The sequence below is a fragment of the Phyllobacterium sp. 628 genome, assembly GCF_014189505.1.
Taxonomy (GTDB): Bacteria; Pseudomonadota; Alphaproteobacteria; order Rhizobiales; family Rhizobiaceae; genus Phyllobacterium.
The window spans coordinates 918,519-933,246 of sequence record NZ_CP050301.1; the positions used below are offsets into that span (position 1 = coordinate 918,519).

The window sequence follows — 14,728 nt, forward strand, 5'->3', positions numbered from 1 at the left end:
CGACGCGAGGCCAACACGTTGGTTTCGCGCGATATCAGTTGGCAACGGCGCCGGTTTGGCCGGGTGTTGCCGCGGGATCAAGCTGTTCCTTGCAGGTTCCGTGCCCGCGCAACTGGCATCCACCGAGGCGATACGGGGCCTCGGAGTCTGGAGACGGGTTCAGGCGGGCAATCGCGCCGCCACCACAACCGCTCAACAGGATCGCCGCCGAGGCAAGAACAACAAACCGCATTCATCAACTCCATCTGTTCGATGGCACGAACCTAGCGGTCTGCCTCGGATATCTCAACCGCGAGCCATGGGTTTTCGACCTTGGCTCGCTAAAATTGAACATCAGTTGAGCTTGACGAGGACAACGCGGCGGTTTTTGGCGCGGCCCTCTTCATTGTCGTTGCTGGCAACCGGTGCCATCATTCCGGCTCCGGCAGGGGTCAGGCGATCCGCCTTGATCTTGTAGGTCCCGACAAGCTCTTTCTTCACCGCTGCAGCCCGTTTTGCCGACAAGTCAACATTGTAGGTAAACTTGCCCTGATTGTCCGTGTGACCGACAATGATCACCGATAGCTTTGGATCTGCTTCCAACAGATTGGCGATTTCCTTGAGCATAGGTTCGGATTCTGGCTTTAGATCGGCCTTATCCGTGTCGAAATAGATGCCGTAAAGCGAAATGCTCCCTTGGGAACCAAGTGAACTGGCCATTTCCTTGGCGCCGACGACAATCATCTTTTTGTCGCGCGATTTCGGCTCAAGCACATGAACCAGCGCAATGGTCCGGCCATTCAGTTCCTTGCAATAGCCGTCATCGAGCAGCGTATAGGTTTGTACCGTGACATACGTGTCGCCATCCGCTGCAGGCAGCTTGGCCGCGAAAAACCGTTGATCCTTGATGTGCGAGGTGAGGGCACATGCGCCGTTGGAAAAGGGGGCGTCCTTCAGGTCGGCTTCGTGGAAGAACTGCATCATCAGGCTCATATCACCGCCGCCGCCACTGCTGGAGCGTGTTGCATCGCCGCCGCATTCTTCGGTCTTGCACTCGAACAGAATTTCGCCCTTTGCCGCTGTAATGTCGTCTTCATAGTTGCGCAGGACTTCAAGCGGTGACCGTTCCGCTGGTGTCACGTAGGTAATGCGGGTCAGTGCTCCCTCGACATCAAGTTTCTTACCCGGTGCGAAAACACTATTGTTATTCACGTCACGTGCGTCCGGATTTTCACTCGCTTTTAACGGCGCAAGCGGAACCGTAAAGTCCGTAAAGGAAAACTTCTCATAGCTGACAATGAGCGAACCCTCATAGCGCTTGATCAGCGCATTGTCGCTTGCGCCTTTAATATCGCTCTGCGGGATGGTGGCATCCGCTGCGGCCAATCGTGCTCCAGAAAGCACCACGCCCAGTGCCAGAACCATACTCATGCTGCTTTTGTAGAGTGCCATTGCAAATCTCTCCTGCTTCGATTGGGCTGTTCTACCAAAATTCTGACGCACTGCAATTGCTTTTTTATAATGTAAAACGCACTTTTTATTTCATGATGCCGCGCTTTGATCCTGAAACGCGATCAGAGCATTGATGGTAAGTCACCTTCAGATTGATGCAGGATTATCAAGTTGAAACGGGTACATAGTTAACCAGAACAAAGTAATTGCCGAATGGATATTTCATCTGTCACAAAAATCTGGTGATAATAACATTCTGCAATTCAGGATTTTGTTTTGCAAATTATAAATAAATGCAGCGTGTAATGAGGAATTCCCGCCTTATGGAAACAACTGAAGCCGATATAGACTATTGTTTCCGGTTGATACTCGGCCGTGCGATGAATGAAGTGGAAAAAGATCACTATACATTTGTCGGATTGCCGCTGGAAACGGTCGTGCGCAAGTACGTCAACTCACTTGAGTTTCAGGGACGGCGGATGCTGGACCCGCCTCAGCAGGCAGGTCTTGAGAAAGTTTCTATCAACAATACATGGGTCTTTGCTGATCGTAATGATGGGGACGTGGGCGAACATATTGTTTCGGGAGCCTATGAGCCAAACGTCACCCGCGTCTTCAAGGAGTTCGTCAAACCCGGCATGCGGGTGATCGATATCGGTGCCAATGTCGGTTATTTTTCAATGCTGTCAGCTTCACTTGTGGGTCATGCCGGACGCGTACTTTCGGTTGAGCCCAATGTCGAGAATGGCCGGCTGCTTGCCGCAAGCCGTGATGCGAATGCTTTTACCCAGATCGAAATTCTTCTGACTGCCGTGAGCGACCGGACGGATGTTCTCTCGCTCAGTGGCTCCGCATCCAATGGCACGACAGCGACTGTCTTTTCCGGTCAATCACTTGAAATAAAGCGGCTCGTTCCCTGTGTGCGGCTCGATGATGTCCTTCACGAATGGAACCGTGTGGATTTCGTCAAGATCGATATTGAAGGCGCTGAATACAAGGCGTTGAATGGCATGATCAAGACGCTGCGGCGTTTCCGCCCTTTGATCATCAGTGAGTTCAATCCGAACCTGATCGCCTGGATATCCAGCGTGCCGGGCGAAGACTATTTGGCGTTTCTGTTTTCGCTCGGATACAGAATTTCGATCATCACGCCTGGGGGTACCCTTTTGGATCGCGGTACAGATATCCCGGCGATCATGAACGACGTTAACACCTTTGAAGGTGACCATATCGATTTCCTTGCTCAGCCAGTCTGAGCAAGGGGGATGAACAGGTTCGAGCCTTGAATGTAACCGTTGCGAGGCAAAGCTTAGCGATGGTTCACATAGTAAATGCCGAAGTTGATGGCGAGCAACACCACGAGGGTCAATGCGAAACAGCCAAGAAAGATCAACAACTTTTTAAGAGCTCCTTTCTCGCGGTTCGTTTTTGAAAGCGCGATAACGATCGCTGAACCAAAAGAAATACCCAGTATGGCTGGAAGAGACATCATTCCCATAAGATTTGCTTTCCTTTTTATTGCGCCAAGGAAGTAGCTGTCCGAATGGGTAAATACAACCTGTCTAAACCAATGATCCACAACCAGAAATTGTCGTTTTGACTGATTGGAACTTATGGATCGGGTTTGCCCTTGCAAAACGTCTATAAAGTCCGAATTTCCAAACTTTAACCGCACCTTACCATCAAGCCATTGATTTGATTGCGGGCGGTTACCACTCCTAAGTTTCATAACTAGGAGATTTGATGAGAATCCTTTCAATCCGGCTCTTAGATGGGCCGGGCGCTTTAGCGCGCGTTGACGTTGAACTCTCGGAGCACGTCAGACTCTACAGCTTGTTGCTGAAGAAGAACCAGGATGGCAAAATCAGAATTCATGCACCGCATTCGTGCGGCAAGCACGTCGCGACGTTCCACCCCGTTATAGCCAAGGAAATTACAGATGCGGCAATAGCCGCCCTGCGGGAGGCGACAGCCAATGACAGCGGAAGATAAGAGACAAAGCGAAGAACGTGCACCTAGAACAGCCCCGCAGGGAAGCTTGCTTTCCCAGTGGTGGACGCTCGGCGACATTATCCTCGATCGCCGCACCAATGGTTCTGGCCGCCACATTAAAGTAGCCTGGGTCATAATTGATCGGCATATGCAGGCCAAAGGCAATAGCAGAGCAAGCGTTCGTTTCATCGAACAAGCCACCGGCCTCTCCAAGGGAATCATCATCAAAGCTTGCCGCGAGCTTGTTGAATGGGGCTACATGACTCAGCGAATTGGCATCGGCACACGCCCCACCGAATTCAGCCCGAATTGGTCTAGCGTTTCACCCGCCTCGAACGCTAAGGACATTTTATCTAGTGTTCCACTGGAGTCGAACGCAAGTGTTCCACTGGAGTCGAACACTACGGCGTTTAGCGTTCCACCCGAGTCGAACGAAATCCTACTTACCGGACACGGCTTACAAAGCCTGTGTACAGGTAGGTAGGAACATAGATACCCATGATGCCCCGCCCACGGCTGCCCTTGCGGGCGCCATGGCGGGCACACGGGCCCCGGAAGAAAAGAAAGATGCTTTCAATCAATTCTGGCAGGCTTACTCGCGTAAGTTTCAGAAGCTTAAAGCACGGGCTGCTTGGGACAAGATCAATCCAGATACTGTCCTAGCTGCCCGTATTGTAGAAAAGGCAGGCCTTTGGGCAGAACACTACTCCACCCAGGACACCGACAAGAGGTGGATTCCTGCACCCGCGAACTGGCTTGCCGGCGAGCGATGGGATGAAGACTTACCCGATATCTATATCGATCCTAAGGAAGCTGCGATTGCCAAAGCAAAGGAACGCGGTTCGAATCCGGCCCGGGGAACCAGCAGGGTTGCTGCAAACGATGATGGTGAGTTGCCGTCCGTTCCCCAACATGAGTGGGACGTTGGACCATTCTCTCCGTTTGGCACGTTTGGTGCTGAGATTGTGGCGAGTACGGTCAAAAACCCAGATGCTCAGACTGAGGAAGTCGTTCTGACTATTGCGCTAGACGGTGACCCATATAAAACCGTTGAACACACGATGCTCACTCAGTGCCAAGATAAGACAAGACAGTTCCGCGGACGGCGGTTCTTAGACACCCTCGCCAAGCTAACGGGCGCGGACAGGCCTTTAAAGGACACAGAAGAGCTCCATTTTAAGCCGCTCACGGTAACCATTGATCGCGGGCTTATTTTTTACGCAGAGCCAAGGGGTGTGGCGGCCTGAGTAACGCCCACCAAAAATCCACCGCATCCGGCGAATTGATCAACAACAGCTTGTTAACGCGATAATGTTGATCGTTGGATGATTCGACCGTCAAGCATATTACCCTGAAAACGCTTGTGGATAAGTCGCGTGGTTATCAACTAAATTTCCGTTTTGTTTACCTTGACGCATCGTTTTACAGTTGAGCGAGAAACTTACCTCCCGTAAGTAATTGATTGTAAAGGGGAGATTGTGTGTGTCGATTCTCGTTTTGAGATAACTGTCAAGCAAAAAACAGTGAAAATACTTGCACTCGGGTGAACTTGAGCGTATCAAATCCGTGTTCATGGAATTTATGAACAAAAAGAAACCCCGCCGAAGCGGGGTCAATTTGGGTCCGACCAACTGGATTATGCGATGATTGCGCTGTCACGCGGCCATCGTCTGCAGTGGGATACTACATGTTCCCACTGCCCCAGTCGGAACCGCCAGTAGTCTATAACAGACACCGGACGGTAGAGTGGGCAAGCTATTCGCATGGCCGATCTCCTTTCCAATATGGAAAGCAAGATGGACTTGCCGCCCCTTCGACAGCATACCCGCCGAAGCTCTGGTCCTCCCTGTCTATGGGCGGAGAGCTCAGAAGGGTGGCAACGCTTGAGCGAATCCCAACTTGTTGTTTTTAAGCCCAATTTGCCCCCGTTGCAATAGTTTGACTGGCAGGCGCCCACACAATCCCCCATTAAAGTGCACTGGAGGGCTTTACAGCTCCGGATGGCAACTTTCACCTAAACGCTCAGTTAAGCCGCTCCACAGTCATCCTGGGGCGTTTAAGTGTGGGTTTTGGGATGGGATAGATATAACGACATGCGCATGTGGTTTTGCGCTTGGGAAAATTTGCAGAATTCTTTCCTTCGCTTGACACTCTGTTACGAGTTCCTTTTTATTATCAACATCGGCCATAGAGCCTTGTGAATATTTCCCAATCCGATTCCTGATAGCTGCAGCCGTGCATAACGGCTCTCATAATCGCGAGGTATTCACATGCCGTTCCAATTTAATCACTCCCAAAATTCAACAGTTCCGCGCTACCGAGGCGGTACGCGCTTACTGAAATGGCTCATTAAGCGCGACGCCGAGGCTGGCCTTGCCCTACACGCATATGGCAAGATCTCACCAGCAGCTGCCGCAAACGACAATGAACCATCCCCGATGTCTTGGATTGATGGACAGGAGCGTGACGACGTTGAGCCTACTGGTTCAGGGCGGCAGGAATTGCATGCTGAGTACCTCCATGAAATCAAACCTTCCACGGACAGCATGGTCTCTGAAGCATATCGCACATGGGCGACGAATACCGTTCAACGCAAACGCGAGCTCAAAAACTCAAAGCCGTTCACTTGGCGCGCCTTGCAATATCGTGAGCAACCGCACGTGAACGGCTACATTACTCGCATTGGCAATATGTTGTTCAACAGCAATCCTCTTCGAACCGGTGAAGGTTTGATGACAGAATATGAGCGCAACAAAAGGGGCGATCCGGTTGCCCCGAAAGTCGAGTGTCACAAGCCTCGGGGTGGAAAACGGGCTAAGCGGATCGTGAATGTGCCTAATGCCGATCATACCGCAAGAAAGGCAGGTTACCTAGACCTGCGCGGCACCGCCCTGAACCCTAGACATGTTAATGAACGGCCCGTTCTGCCGGATATGCTGGACCGTACAGAAGATTGCGCGGCTGCCGTTGTAGAGCTTTCTAAATGGAAAGATCAGGTTGCATCATTTCCAGTGACACGATGCCCCACCGGGATTGCTAAAAACGCCAAGTGGATCGGCGGAGTGGTTGGAACGAAGCAGACTGCGAGTAAGGCGGCTATCCCCGAGTCACATAAAATCGATAAGCCTGAACTGCCAAACGACATCACGGAAACACTTGAGTATGCGTTATCTGGGGAAACGTTCTCTGATCTAGGTGCGCGCCTGGGTTACAAAGGCAGATACGCAGACAAAGCAGGCAAGCGGGCCTTCTTAAACGCTATCGATACACTCGTGGCCGCCAACAATAATGGCCGGTTAAAAGAAAATGCAGCGTGAATGTTACATTCTGCGCCAGCTGGGCGCGTATAATATAGGGACATAGTTCCCAATCGTTTGGTTGACCACGGATGTACTGGCAACCGATAAAATCTGCATGGCGCAGACCTGTCGATGCTGCTTGAGAGCAGTGGGTGGCAGGCACTCCTGCGCTCGCTTGGCCCAACCGCGTTTTTTAAGCGCTCATTCCAAATCTTACAAAATAGGAGGTGACGATGCGCAAGTCGCAAGTCGCTGAAGTCCTGTCGCGTCGCCTCAACATTCCAGCGGGCCGCGTCGACGGGCTGATTATGCGTCTTTCCGATGCCGGCATGATACCAAAGGCCGAGGGTGCAAGACGATATCCGCCTGAAGTCGACGAGGCTGACATACTGAAAATGGTCTTGGCCGTAATTGCCGATCGTGGGCTTGGAAACGTCAAAGAGTCTGTCGAGCAATACTGGCAACTATCTAACGAGCACGGCCGACGCTTCGGGCACTTGCTCAACGAAATCCTGTTCGGTCCTCCGTCTGATGTCGGTCATGTCATTCTTCGGCACGATCCGGTCGGTGTCTCGTTGACACTCAACGGACAGCACACCGTCTTTGGCGCAGAGGCACCTGTAAAGACAGCGGCCAAAGCTTCAATAGTGCCTGGTTACGCACTCACCGCAATTGCAGCTGAACTGCAGGGCCACGGGCCATCACAGGCTGACTCGATGATCGAGTTGGCTCGTTTGCGCCGAGCCTTTCAATAAGGAAACAAATGACAAATCTACCAAAAGGCCTGTACCCGATCCCGACAGGCCAAGACGTTTCGATATTCTTCTCGGAGGACACGAAACTCACTGACAGCCAGCAACGAGAACGGGCGTTCTTCATGATCAACGAATTCATCGCGCAACAGGATGCCGGCGACAATGATAGTGCGGCGCTAGATAAACTGGCGTCCCTACTCGGCACATCCAAGTCTAGCGGCAACACCACTAAGCATCCAGCCGAACGAGAGGCCGCACGCATCGATGCGCGTTGGAACGCTCGCCGTGCCTGCAGGGCTGCAATCGAAGCAGGCTATCGGCCTTAAACCACCTCAACACAACCAAATCTACAAAACCGGCCTATAGGGCCGAAAGGTACACCTATGACTCAAATTGCTACCCAAATCGGCGAAATCGCCACCGCTATCGAAACTTTCAAATCCGAATATGGCAGTCGTCTCTTTAGCCTTGAACAGCGCGCCGCACGCGAGAAGGATATGTCCGGCGAGGATGTTGGTACATCTCTTGGCGAACTCGTTGCAAATCACGACTCCATCAAACAGATGACATCGAGCTTCCGCGGCAAGTCTCTCATTCAACTTGAGCGTGCTGCGCTGACTTCTGCAAACACCACTGTTGGTGCTGGCCGCTCTCAGAGCACCTCTCTTGTCCAGGCTGACCGGCGACCAGGTATCGTAACGCCGCCAGAACGTCGCTTTACTATTCGGGATTTGATTCCAAGCACGCCGACCACTTCGAACTCAATCGAATATCCAAAAGAAACTGGCTTCACCAATAACGCTGCTCCGGTCGCTGAGGGCGCGCAGAAGCCATACAGTGACATCACGTTCGATTTGGTCACTTCTCCTGTCCGTACGCTCGCACACCTGTTCAAGGCCAGCCGTCAGATCATGGATGACTCACCTGCGCTTGCGGGATACATCAATACGAGAGGCCAGTACGGGCTCAAGCTGGTTGAAGAAACCCAGCTATTGAATGGCAATAACACAGGTCAGAACCTCAACGGCATTATCCCTCAGGCCAGTGCGTACGAGACGTCCCGCACAGGCACTGGTGACACGGAGCTCGACATCCTATTGCACGCGATCAGCCAGGCGGAAGAAGCTGAACTGCCCGCATCGGGTATCATCCTGTCAGTACGCGATTGGCGCCGCATCCTTGGCATCAAGGATCTAGGTGGCAACTACCTGTCAGATGGGCCGTTTGGCACCACGGCACCACGTATCTGGGATCTACCTGTCATTCCATCCATGGCGATGCCAGTTGGTAACTTCCTGCTCGGTGGCTTTGAGACTGGTGCAGAAATCTTCGATCGACTCGAAATCGAATTCTTGATCTCGTCAGAGAACAGCGATGACTTCGAGAAGAACATGATTACGGCCCGTATCGAGGAGCGCCTGGCGCTCGCCGTGTATCGTCCAGAGGCCTTCGTCAAAGGCTCTCTAGTAATCGCATAACCGATACGGCGGGAGTGGAACGGCATGCTCAGTCGCAGGTGTATGAAGACCCGCCATTGTCCTTTCCTTCACACGCTATGAGCACGGCACCGCACGAGACCCCTTGGCTTCGGCCTTGCGTGCGGTGCCAACTATACTAACGGGTGCCTTCAAAGTGGAAGGGCGCGCGGTCACAGACCGGTGTGTGCCGTTTCTTTCAACGCTAATACAGATTTTCCCCTCGCGTGCGCGCAAGCGCGCGAGAGACGGGTTCCAAAAAAGTCTGAGCGCTCATTTTCCTAGGACCTGTCGGGCTGCATTCTGCGCATTTCCACATATCAAAACATGGGGGAAAACCGTATGGCACCACCACGAAAACCATTGGCGTTGGCTCATCTATCCGGTGCTGTCGCCAAGAATCCTCAGAGATATCGCAATCGCACTGAAGTCAGAGTGGGAGAGCCTCTTGGGCCACCACCAGCATGGCTGAAACCAGAAGCCAAGGAGGCGTGGCGCGAACTTGACGAGCTATTGCCTTGGCTCGACAGGTCTCACAGGTGCATTGTTGGGCTTGCGTCTTACCTGCAGGCGAAAGTTCGTGACGGCACGCTTGGTGTGCCAGGCATGCAATTGCTGCGGCAGGTACTAGGATCGCTTGGCGCTACGCCGGTCAGTGCGTCCAAGATCAACTGGACGCCTCAAATAGACGATCCGGATGATGACCTGTTTGAGCGTTAAGATAAATACTTCACCCAATGTTCTTCCGCTACGATTGAGATGGGCTGGCCTCCATCGCGCCACTCTGCGGCCTGCAGAATCTTATTGCCAAAGGAAGAGTGCTTCCAAGAGTCCGTAGCATAGACACCAATCACAAGAACGTTGGTTTTTTGAGTAAGACTTCCTGCAATGGCACCTCTTTCGGTGACGGCTTGTTCACAATGCTTTCTCTGACCGTAATTAAACGTTCCGGTGAAGCAGTATCGCTGTCCCTCGAACATAAGATCAGGAGCAGGTTGGCAAATGGGAATTCTGGTCGCCTTAAGGGTTTCTCCCAACTCGAAATCCCGATTTGAGAATCTGTTCAGCGTATCCAGCAGTTCGGCGGTCTCATCGGCATCAACGACACCATCTGCAAGGATTTCATCAATTCGACGGTACAGAACGCGGATGAGCGGTTGATCGCTAACACCTGCATTCGCGGCAAGCCACTTGTGGAGGAATTCGACCTCTGCTTGGTTGAGCTTCTCATCAGCAACTAACCCTCTCGCTATTCCGATAAGCTCATCTATCTGTCTGCTCGATATTCTGTCGCCGCCCAAGCGGTTGTGCAGTTCAATGGACATGTCGTTGGCCCCCTTGTCTCCCTAGCGGAGAATATCACTAGAAACAGCTTTTGCTATCTAATTCATGCCCGCTCCACGCGGGCTTTTTCTATTGGAGAATCCATGTCTAACGAAGACCACTATGCAAAAATCAACCAACCATTTGGTGACGGCCACTATGACTTTCAGTTCGGTTGGCCGGAAGCCCTGGAATGGGAAGAAAAGACTGGCCGCAGCTTGTTTAACGCGTTCAACGCCATGCACAGGAACGGCCTCTACCTGATCGCTGATATCAAAGAGATCATCCGGCTTGCCCTCATCGGCGGCGGAACAAAGCCTGTCGACGCTCTCAAGCTTGTCGAGCGGTATGTTGAGAAGCGGCCTCTGTCCGAGAACATGTCGCTGGCCTTGATGATCCTGGAAGCCGCATTCTTCGGCACAGACACACCCGAAGCGGAAACTGCCAATGGCTGACGACGGCGGGCTGGCACGCGTCCAACGCAAGATGTTGGCCATGGCAAAGGCGGGTGAGACTGCCATGAGGCAAGCCATGGAAACTGGTGCCAACGAGATCGTGGCCATGATGAAATCGCTTGTTCCTGTCGACAAGGGTGATCTCAAGCTATCGATCGGTTGGACTTGGGGAAAGGCGCCCAAGGGCTCTATTTCCATGGGCACTTTGAACGCTACCAAAGGCAACGCTGCAATCACCATTTATGCCGGTGATGACAAGGCATTTTATGCCAAATGGGTCGAGTTCGGCACGAAGAACGCCGCTGCCTCTCCTTATTTCTACGTCTCATATCGCGCGAACAAAAAGCGCTTCACCCGGCGTGTGAACACTGCTGTCAGCAAGGCAGTCAGAAAGGTCTGGAATGGCAACGGATGAAGAAAGATTGCTCCTGACACTTGAGGCGCGAACGGCGCTCTTAGAACGTCAGATGAAGAATGCCAGTAAAATTACTGGCCGGGAATTTAAGGGAATGGAAGCCCAGGCGAAGAGCGCAGCGACCAAAATGAACGCTGCATTCTCTGGATCAAAAGGCTTAGGCGGCATTCTGTCTGGGGCAAGGGGTCTTGGGGGTATTCTTGCCGGTGGCTTTATTGGCGGAGCATTTATCAGCGGCGCTGTAAAATTCTCTGAAGCGGCCACCCGCATTGATAATTCACTCAAGGTTGCAGGCCTCTCCGGCGAGAAATTGAACGAAGTGTACGGCAAGCTGCGCGATAGTGCAGTCAAAAATGCTGCTCCGCTCGAAAGTCTTGTCGAGCTCTATAGCCGTGCGTCGTTGATACAAAACGAGCTTGGTGTCTCCAGTGACCGGCTCATTGCCTTTACTGACAACGTGGCTTTGGCGCTTCGCGTCTCCGGTAAGTCCGCTCAGGAATCCAGCGGCGCTCTTTTACAGTTGTCACAGGCTTTGGGATCCGGAGTTGTTCGGGCCGAAGAGTTCAACTCCGTTGTAGAGGGGGCGCCGACCATCCTACAGGCGGCTGCCAAAGGCATAAAAGAAGCCGAAGGAAGCGTTGCCAAGCTTCGGACGATCATGCTCGCCGGTGGTCTATCATCAAAAGCTCTGTTTGAGGGTTTCATTGCCGGTTCAGGATCGCTGCAAGAGAAAGTCCAGGATGTCCAAATCACGTTTGGCCAGTCTATGGAAAACTTTCAAACAGCTCTGATAGACACGGCGCGCGAATTCAACACCACGACCGGCGCTAGTGAAAAGTTTGCTGGCGGAATTAATAATATTGCGAAAGTGGTGTCCGACTTCGACGTTTCTGGGTTTATCTCGAAAATCCGTGAAGCAGGCGGGGCACTCGAGCAGTTCCTGAATCAAGCCGGCAATTCGGATGTTTTCACTCGGCTGAATCAATCTCTCGGCCTGATGGACGAAAGCGGCCGAGTCATCAACCCGGATCTGACGGCGGCCAAAGATGAGACCGCGTCTTTGTCTCGGCAGGTGGAACTGCTCCAGAAGACGATAGAGAAGAATACATCACTTGGCTTTGACAATACTGAAGCGCTGGCTCGCCTTTCAGAAGTTCAGAAACGGCTGGCCGAGGTTCGCGGTGGTCTTGGCAATATTTCCCCAACCTTGCCGAATCCAAGCAACGGTGATGCGTTGCCCATCGTTATGCGTCCCGGCAACCCCGATCGTAAAAAGGACGACTTTGTCGCGCCCAATCCGATTTCGCTCGCCGATCCTCAATACAAGCCACCTGCCACAAGCAAACCCAAAAGCTCAGCCACCCCAGCTGTCAAGAAAACTGCCGATGACCGCATTACGGCGGACATCCAGCAGGTAAAGGACCGCACAGAAGCACTTCGCCTCGAAGCCGAAATGGTGGGCAAGTCCCATCAGGCGCAAGAAGCCCGTAAGATGGCTCTCGATCTTGAGCAGTCGGCTTTGGCTGATTTGCGAGAGGAGGCCCGCAAGAAAGGCGTTACTGATCTTGATAGCATCAAGCTTTCATCAGAGCAGGTGACGCGCATCAACGAAGTGGCTGATGCCTATGGGCGTCAAGCTGCAGAGTTGCGCAAAGTCCAAGAAACTCAGGAGCGCGCAGAATCTGCCGCTTCCGAGTTCTACGACACCTTCAAGAGTGGCGTTATTGGTGCGATTACCGGCGCAGAAAGTCTTAAGGATGCGCTGTCAGGCGTGCTCAAAAAGCTCGCAGAAATGCTGCTCAATTCTGCTTTCGATGCTCTGTTCAAGCCGTCAAGCGGTGGTATAGGCGGTGGCATTGGTGGAGGTATTTTCGAAGGCATTGGCAAAATCCTTGGCTTCGACAAGGGCGGTTATACTGGCGCAGGCGGCAAGTACGATCCTGCAGGTATCGTTCACAAAGGCGAGTATGTCTTTGATGCTGAGACCACCAAGCGAATTGGCGTAAGTAACCTCAAGCGAATGCAAGGTTACGCGCAGGGCGGTTTGGTTGGCGCTCCATCGATGTCACTTTCAGCTCCTCGCGTGCCCAGATTGCAGGCGGCTGCCAACAGCAATCAACCTCTTGTCGTCAATTTCTCGCCAGTGATTGATAACCGTGGCGCTTCTGTTGAGGCGGTCGCAAAAACTCAGCAGGCCTTGGATCGCATGAAAGCAGAACTGCCTGCAACCATCCTCAGTACAATGACCAAGGCAAAATCCACCAGACAGTGGAAATAACCTAACTCCAAGGAATCCAATATGGAAAACGACGTGAAAGCGGCGACGGCGAAGCCATGCCCAACAGCCAACTATTTACAGCGAAAGGCGGAATTCGAGAAAGCCAGCCGCGCAGGTTTCGAAGAGGCAGAAATGCTGGCGGCAGAATATTTGAAAGGCACACCAAATAATGGCGATTAAGCAAGATTATGAAGTGGGAACAGCATCACTTGCGAATGGTGCGACAACAATTACGTTTGCCGGTGGAGCTAATCTTACTGCGGCTGCCATTGAGCCAGGTGACACGTTTCACGCTCAAAACCTTGTTGGCGTTGTCGCCGGGATAACAGATGCCACACACGCGACGCTATCCACTCCTTGGACCGGCACTACCCTTTCGGCCGTACCTTATCGTTTACGGTACCAGCCGGATGGATCCCGATACACAGCAGCAGCGCGTGATTTAATAACTGCTTTTTCAAACGGCAGCGTTGCTGCTCTCCAGTCATTAACAGGCGCTGCAGATAAAATACCCTATTTCACAGATGCAGGAATAATGGCACTCGCTGATTTCAAGGTGTGGGCGCGGTCACTATTCAGCCTCGCTCCCGCTGCGGATCAGATCGCATATTTTACAGGTACTGGCACTGCGGCTCTTGCTGATTTTAAAGCTTGGGCACGATCCCTCTTTAGTTTGACACCAGCCACTGACCAGATTGCGTATTTCTCTGGCGCTGGAACCGCGGCGTTAACGGCCTTCAAAGCGTGGGGACGCTCGTTGCTTGGGCTTACTGTTGCGGCCAATAAAAGCGTTTATTTCACTGATGCCAGTACCGCAGCCACGTACGATTTAACGCCATTTGCGAGAACCGTTCTCGACGACGCAACCGGATCGGCCATGTTTGCCACGATGGGTGGTTCAAACGGCGGGACGATCGGTGCGTACTGGCACAAGCTACCGAGCGGCTTGATCTTTCAGTATGGAAGCAATGCGGTCACTTTTGACGCAAATGGAATCGGAAGTGTGACCTTTCCCACGACCTTCAACAGCGCAGCGTCTTACAACCTCGTCGCTTGGAATGGACACAACCTTTACAATGTGTCGTTCCAGCAGGTTCGGCAATTCGGGTTTCCATCCGCGACCGCGTTTGCGGTTAACGCCAAGACTACAGCAGGGGCCAACTATACTGGCGATGCTCGTGTTGACTGGATTGCGATAGGGGTTTGATCAGGGCTAGAAACCCGATCAGCCGATACTCGTTACAATGGCTGATCGGGCTTTTCTGGCGATAGGGACCAGGCTGTCCAGCGTAGGATTGGATGGTA

At 52.6% G+C, this 14,728-nt stretch carries 18 protein-coding genes; 14 read left to right on the forward strand and 4 right to left on the reverse strand.

What is annotated here, in order from left to right:
- Positions 1 to 34: 34 nt before the first annotated feature.
- Positions 35 to 232, reverse strand: coding sequence for a hypothetical protein (locus tag HB779_RS06090; protein ID WP_188344878.1), 198 nt, complete (start codon positions 230 to 232; stop codon positions 35 to 37).
- 101 nt (positions 233 to 333) lie between these two features.
- Complete coding sequence (locus HB779_RS06095) at positions 334 to 1,431, reverse strand: OmpA family protein (RefSeq protein ID WP_188344879.1); 1,098 nt, start codon at positions 1,429 to 1,431, stop codon at positions 334 to 336.
- A gap of 323 nt (positions 1,432 to 1,754) precedes the next feature.
- Here HB779_RS06095 and HB779_RS06100 point away from each other — a divergent pair, with 323 nt between their 5' ends.
- Positions 1,755 to 2,687, forward strand: a complete 933-nt coding sequence (locus tag HB779_RS06100) for an FkbM family methyltransferase (RefSeq protein WP_188344880.1) — start codon at positions 1,755 to 1,757, stop codon at positions 2,685 to 2,687.
- A 53-nt stretch (positions 2,688 to 2,740) separates the two neighbouring features.
- Here the strand turns inward: HB779_RS06100 and HB779_RS06105 are convergent, their stop codons facing one another.
- Positions 2,741 to 2,929 carry a hypothetical protein gene (locus HB779_RS06105; protein WP_188344881.1) on the reverse strand — a complete coding sequence of 63 codons (189 nt, stop codon included), beginning with the start codon at positions 2,927 to 2,929 and terminating at the stop codon, positions 2,741 to 2,743.
- 245 nt (positions 2,930 to 3,174) lie between these two features.
- On the opposite strand from HB779_RS06105, the gene HB779_RS06110 reads away from it, so the two are divergent.
- The 8 genes from HB779_RS06110 (at position 3,175) to HB779_RS06145 (ending at position 9,672) form a co-directional block, all read left to right on the forward strand.
- Positions 3,175 to 3,423, forward strand: coding sequence for a hypothetical protein (locus HB779_RS06110; protein WP_188344882.1), 249 nt, complete (start codon positions 3,175 to 3,177; stop codon positions 3,421 to 3,423).
- Positions 3,407 to 3,907, forward strand: a complete 501-nt coding sequence (locus tag HB779_RS06115; protein ID WP_188344883.1) for a hypothetical protein — start codon at positions 3,407 to 3,409, stop codon at positions 3,905 to 3,907. The genes HB779_RS06110 and HB779_RS06115 overlap by 17 nt, the downstream gene beginning before the upstream one ends.
- 49 nt (positions 3,908 to 3,956) lie before the next feature.
- Complete coding sequence (locus HB779_RS06120; protein WP_188344884.1) at positions 3,957 to 4,670, forward strand: hypothetical protein; 714 nt, start codon at positions 3,957 to 3,959, stop codon at positions 4,668 to 4,670.
- 1,023 nt (positions 4,671 to 5,693) lie between these two features.
- Positions 5,694 to 6,740 carry a hypothetical protein gene (locus HB779_RS06125; RefSeq protein WP_188344885.1) on the forward strand — a complete coding sequence of 349 codons (1,047 nt, stop codon included), beginning with the start codon at positions 5,694 to 5,696 and terminating at the stop codon, positions 6,738 to 6,740.
- A 215-nt stretch (positions 6,741 to 6,955) separates the two neighbouring features.
- On the forward strand, positions 6,956 to 7,477 hold the full coding sequence (locus HB779_RS06130) for a hypothetical protein (protein ID WP_188344886.1): 522 nt from the start codon (positions 6,956 to 6,958) through the stop codon (positions 7,475 to 7,477).
- An 8-nt stretch (positions 7,478 to 7,485) separates the two neighbouring features.
- Positions 7,486 to 7,803, forward strand: coding sequence for a hypothetical protein (locus HB779_RS06135; protein WP_188344887.1), 318 nt, complete (start codon positions 7,486 to 7,488; stop codon positions 7,801 to 7,803).
- A 57-nt stretch (positions 7,804 to 7,860) separates the two neighbouring features.
- Entirely contained in the window at positions 7,861 to 8,955 is a 1,095-nt protein-coding gene (locus HB779_RS06140; RefSeq protein ID WP_188344888.1) for a phage major capsid protein, read from the forward strand.
- A gap of 339 nt (positions 8,956 to 9,294) precedes the next feature.
- Positions 9,295 to 9,672 (forward strand): hypothetical protein, encoded by a 378-nt coding sequence (locus HB779_RS06145; RefSeq protein ID WP_188344889.1) that lies wholly within the window; start codon positions 9,295 to 9,297, stop codon positions 9,670 to 9,672.
- Here HB779_RS06145 and HB779_RS06150 read toward each other — a convergent pair.
- Positions 9,669 to 10,277, reverse strand: coding sequence for a BRCT domain-containing protein (locus HB779_RS06150; protein WP_188344890.1), 609 nt, complete (start codon positions 10,275 to 10,277; stop codon positions 9,669 to 9,671). The two genes, HB779_RS06145 and HB779_RS06150, sit on opposite strands and share 4 nt — an antisense overlap.
- Before the next feature lie 102 nt (positions 10,278 to 10,379).
- Here HB779_RS06150 and HB779_RS06155 point away from each other — a divergent pair, with 102 nt between their 5' ends.
- From HB779_RS06155 to HB779_RS06175, 5 genes are read left to right on the forward strand one after another with little or no spacing between them, the layout of a single operon-like run.
- Positions 10,380 to 10,730: a gene transfer agent family protein gene (locus HB779_RS06155; protein WP_188344891.1), complete on the forward strand. Its 351-nt coding sequence runs from the start codon at positions 10,380 to 10,382 to the stop codon at positions 10,728 to 10,730.
- The gene (locus HB779_RS06160; protein ID WP_188344892.1) at positions 10,723 to 11,145 is read left to right on the forward strand and encodes an HK97-gp10 family putative phage morphogenesis protein; all 423 of its coding nucleotides are present in this window, start codon (positions 10,723 to 10,725) and stop codon (positions 11,143 to 11,145) included. Before HB779_RS06155 ends, HB779_RS06160 begins: the two co-directional genes overlap by 8 nt.
- Positions 11,132 to 13,423: a tape measure protein gene (locus HB779_RS06165; protein WP_188344893.1), complete on the forward strand. Its 2,292-nt coding sequence runs from the start codon at positions 11,132 to 11,134 to the stop codon at positions 13,421 to 13,423. The genes HB779_RS06160 and HB779_RS06165 overlap by 14 nt, the downstream gene beginning before the upstream one ends.
- A gap of 21 nt (positions 13,424 to 13,444) precedes the next feature.
- Entirely contained in the window at positions 13,445 to 13,603 is a 159-nt protein-coding gene (locus tag HB779_RS06170) for a hypothetical protein (RefSeq protein ID WP_188344894.1), read from the forward strand.
- A complete protein-coding gene (locus HB779_RS06175; protein WP_188344895.1) occupies positions 13,593 to 14,630 on the forward strand; it encodes a hypothetical protein in 1,038 nt (345 codons plus the stop codon). The genes HB779_RS06170 and HB779_RS06175 overlap by 11 nt, the downstream gene beginning before the upstream one ends.
- Positions 14,631 to 14,728: the final 98 nt, after the last annotated feature.

Excerpts from the sequence above, each read along its gene's own strand:
- HB779_RS06105 (WP_188344881.1), bottom strand. The coding sequence starts at position 2,929 with ATGGGAATGATGTCTCTTCCAGCCATACTGGGTATTTCTTTTGGTTCA.
- HB779_RS06090 (WP_188344878.1), bottom strand. The coding sequence starts at position 232 with ATGCGGTTTGTTGTTCTTGCCTCGGCGGCGATCCTGTTGAGCGGTTGT.
- HB779_RS06120 (WP_188344884.1), top strand. The coding sequence starts at position 3,957 with ATGGCGGGCACACGGGCCCCGGAAGAAAAGAAAGATGCTTTCAATCAA.
- HB779_RS06110 (WP_188344882.1), top strand. The coding sequence starts at position 3,175 with ATGAGAATCCTTTCAATCCGGCTCTTAGATGGGCCGGGCGCTTTAGCG.
- HB779_RS06165 (WP_188344893.1), top strand. The coding sequence starts at position 11,132 with ATGGCAACGGATGAAGAAAGATTGCTCCTGACACTTGAGGCGCGAACG.
- HB779_RS06150 (WP_188344890.1), bottom strand. The coding sequence starts at position 10,277 with ATGTCCATTGAACTGCACAACCGCTTGGGCGGCGACAGAATATCGAGC.
- HB779_RS06145 (WP_188344889.1), top strand. The coding sequence starts at position 9,295 with ATGGCACCACCACGAAAACCATTGGCGTTGGCTCATCTATCCGGTGCT.
- HB779_RS06160 (WP_188344892.1), top strand. The coding sequence starts at position 10,723 with ATGGCTGACGACGGCGGGCTGGCACGCGTCCAACGCAAGATGTTGGCC.
- HB779_RS06125 (WP_188344885.1), top strand. The coding sequence starts at position 5,694 with ATGCCGTTCCAATTTAATCACTCCCAAAATTCAACAGTTCCGCGCTAC.
- HB779_RS06175 (WP_188344895.1), top strand. The coding sequence starts at position 13,593 with ATGGCGATTAAGCAAGATTATGAAGTGGGAACAGCATCACTTGCGAAT.
- HB779_RS06115 (WP_188344883.1), top strand. The coding sequence starts at position 3,407 with ATGACAGCGGAAGATAAGAGACAAAGCGAAGAACGTGCACCTAGAACA.
- HB779_RS06130 (WP_188344886.1), top strand. The coding sequence starts at position 6,956 with ATGCGCAAGTCGCAAGTCGCTGAAGTCCTGTCGCGTCGCCTCAACATT.
- HB779_RS06140 (WP_188344888.1), top strand. The coding sequence starts at position 7,861 with ATGACTCAAATTGCTACCCAAATCGGCGAAATCGCCACCGCTATCGAA.
- HB779_RS06135 (WP_188344887.1), top strand. The coding sequence starts at position 7,486 with ATGACAAATCTACCAAAAGGCCTGTACCCGATCCCGACAGGCCAAGAC.
- HB779_RS06155 (WP_188344891.1), top strand. The coding sequence starts at position 10,380 with ATGTCTAACGAAGACCACTATGCAAAAATCAACCAACCATTTGGTGAC.
- HB779_RS06095 (WP_188344879.1), bottom strand. The coding sequence starts at position 1,431 with ATGGCACTCTACAAAAGCAGCATGAGTATGGTTCTGGCACTGGGCGTG.
- HB779_RS06100 (WP_188344880.1), top strand. The coding sequence starts at position 1,755 with ATGGAAACAACTGAAGCCGATATAGACTATTGTTTCCGGTTGATACTC.
- HB779_RS06170 (WP_188344894.1), top strand. The coding sequence starts at position 13,445 with ATGGAAAACGACGTGAAAGCGGCGACGGCGAAGCCATGCCCAACAGCC.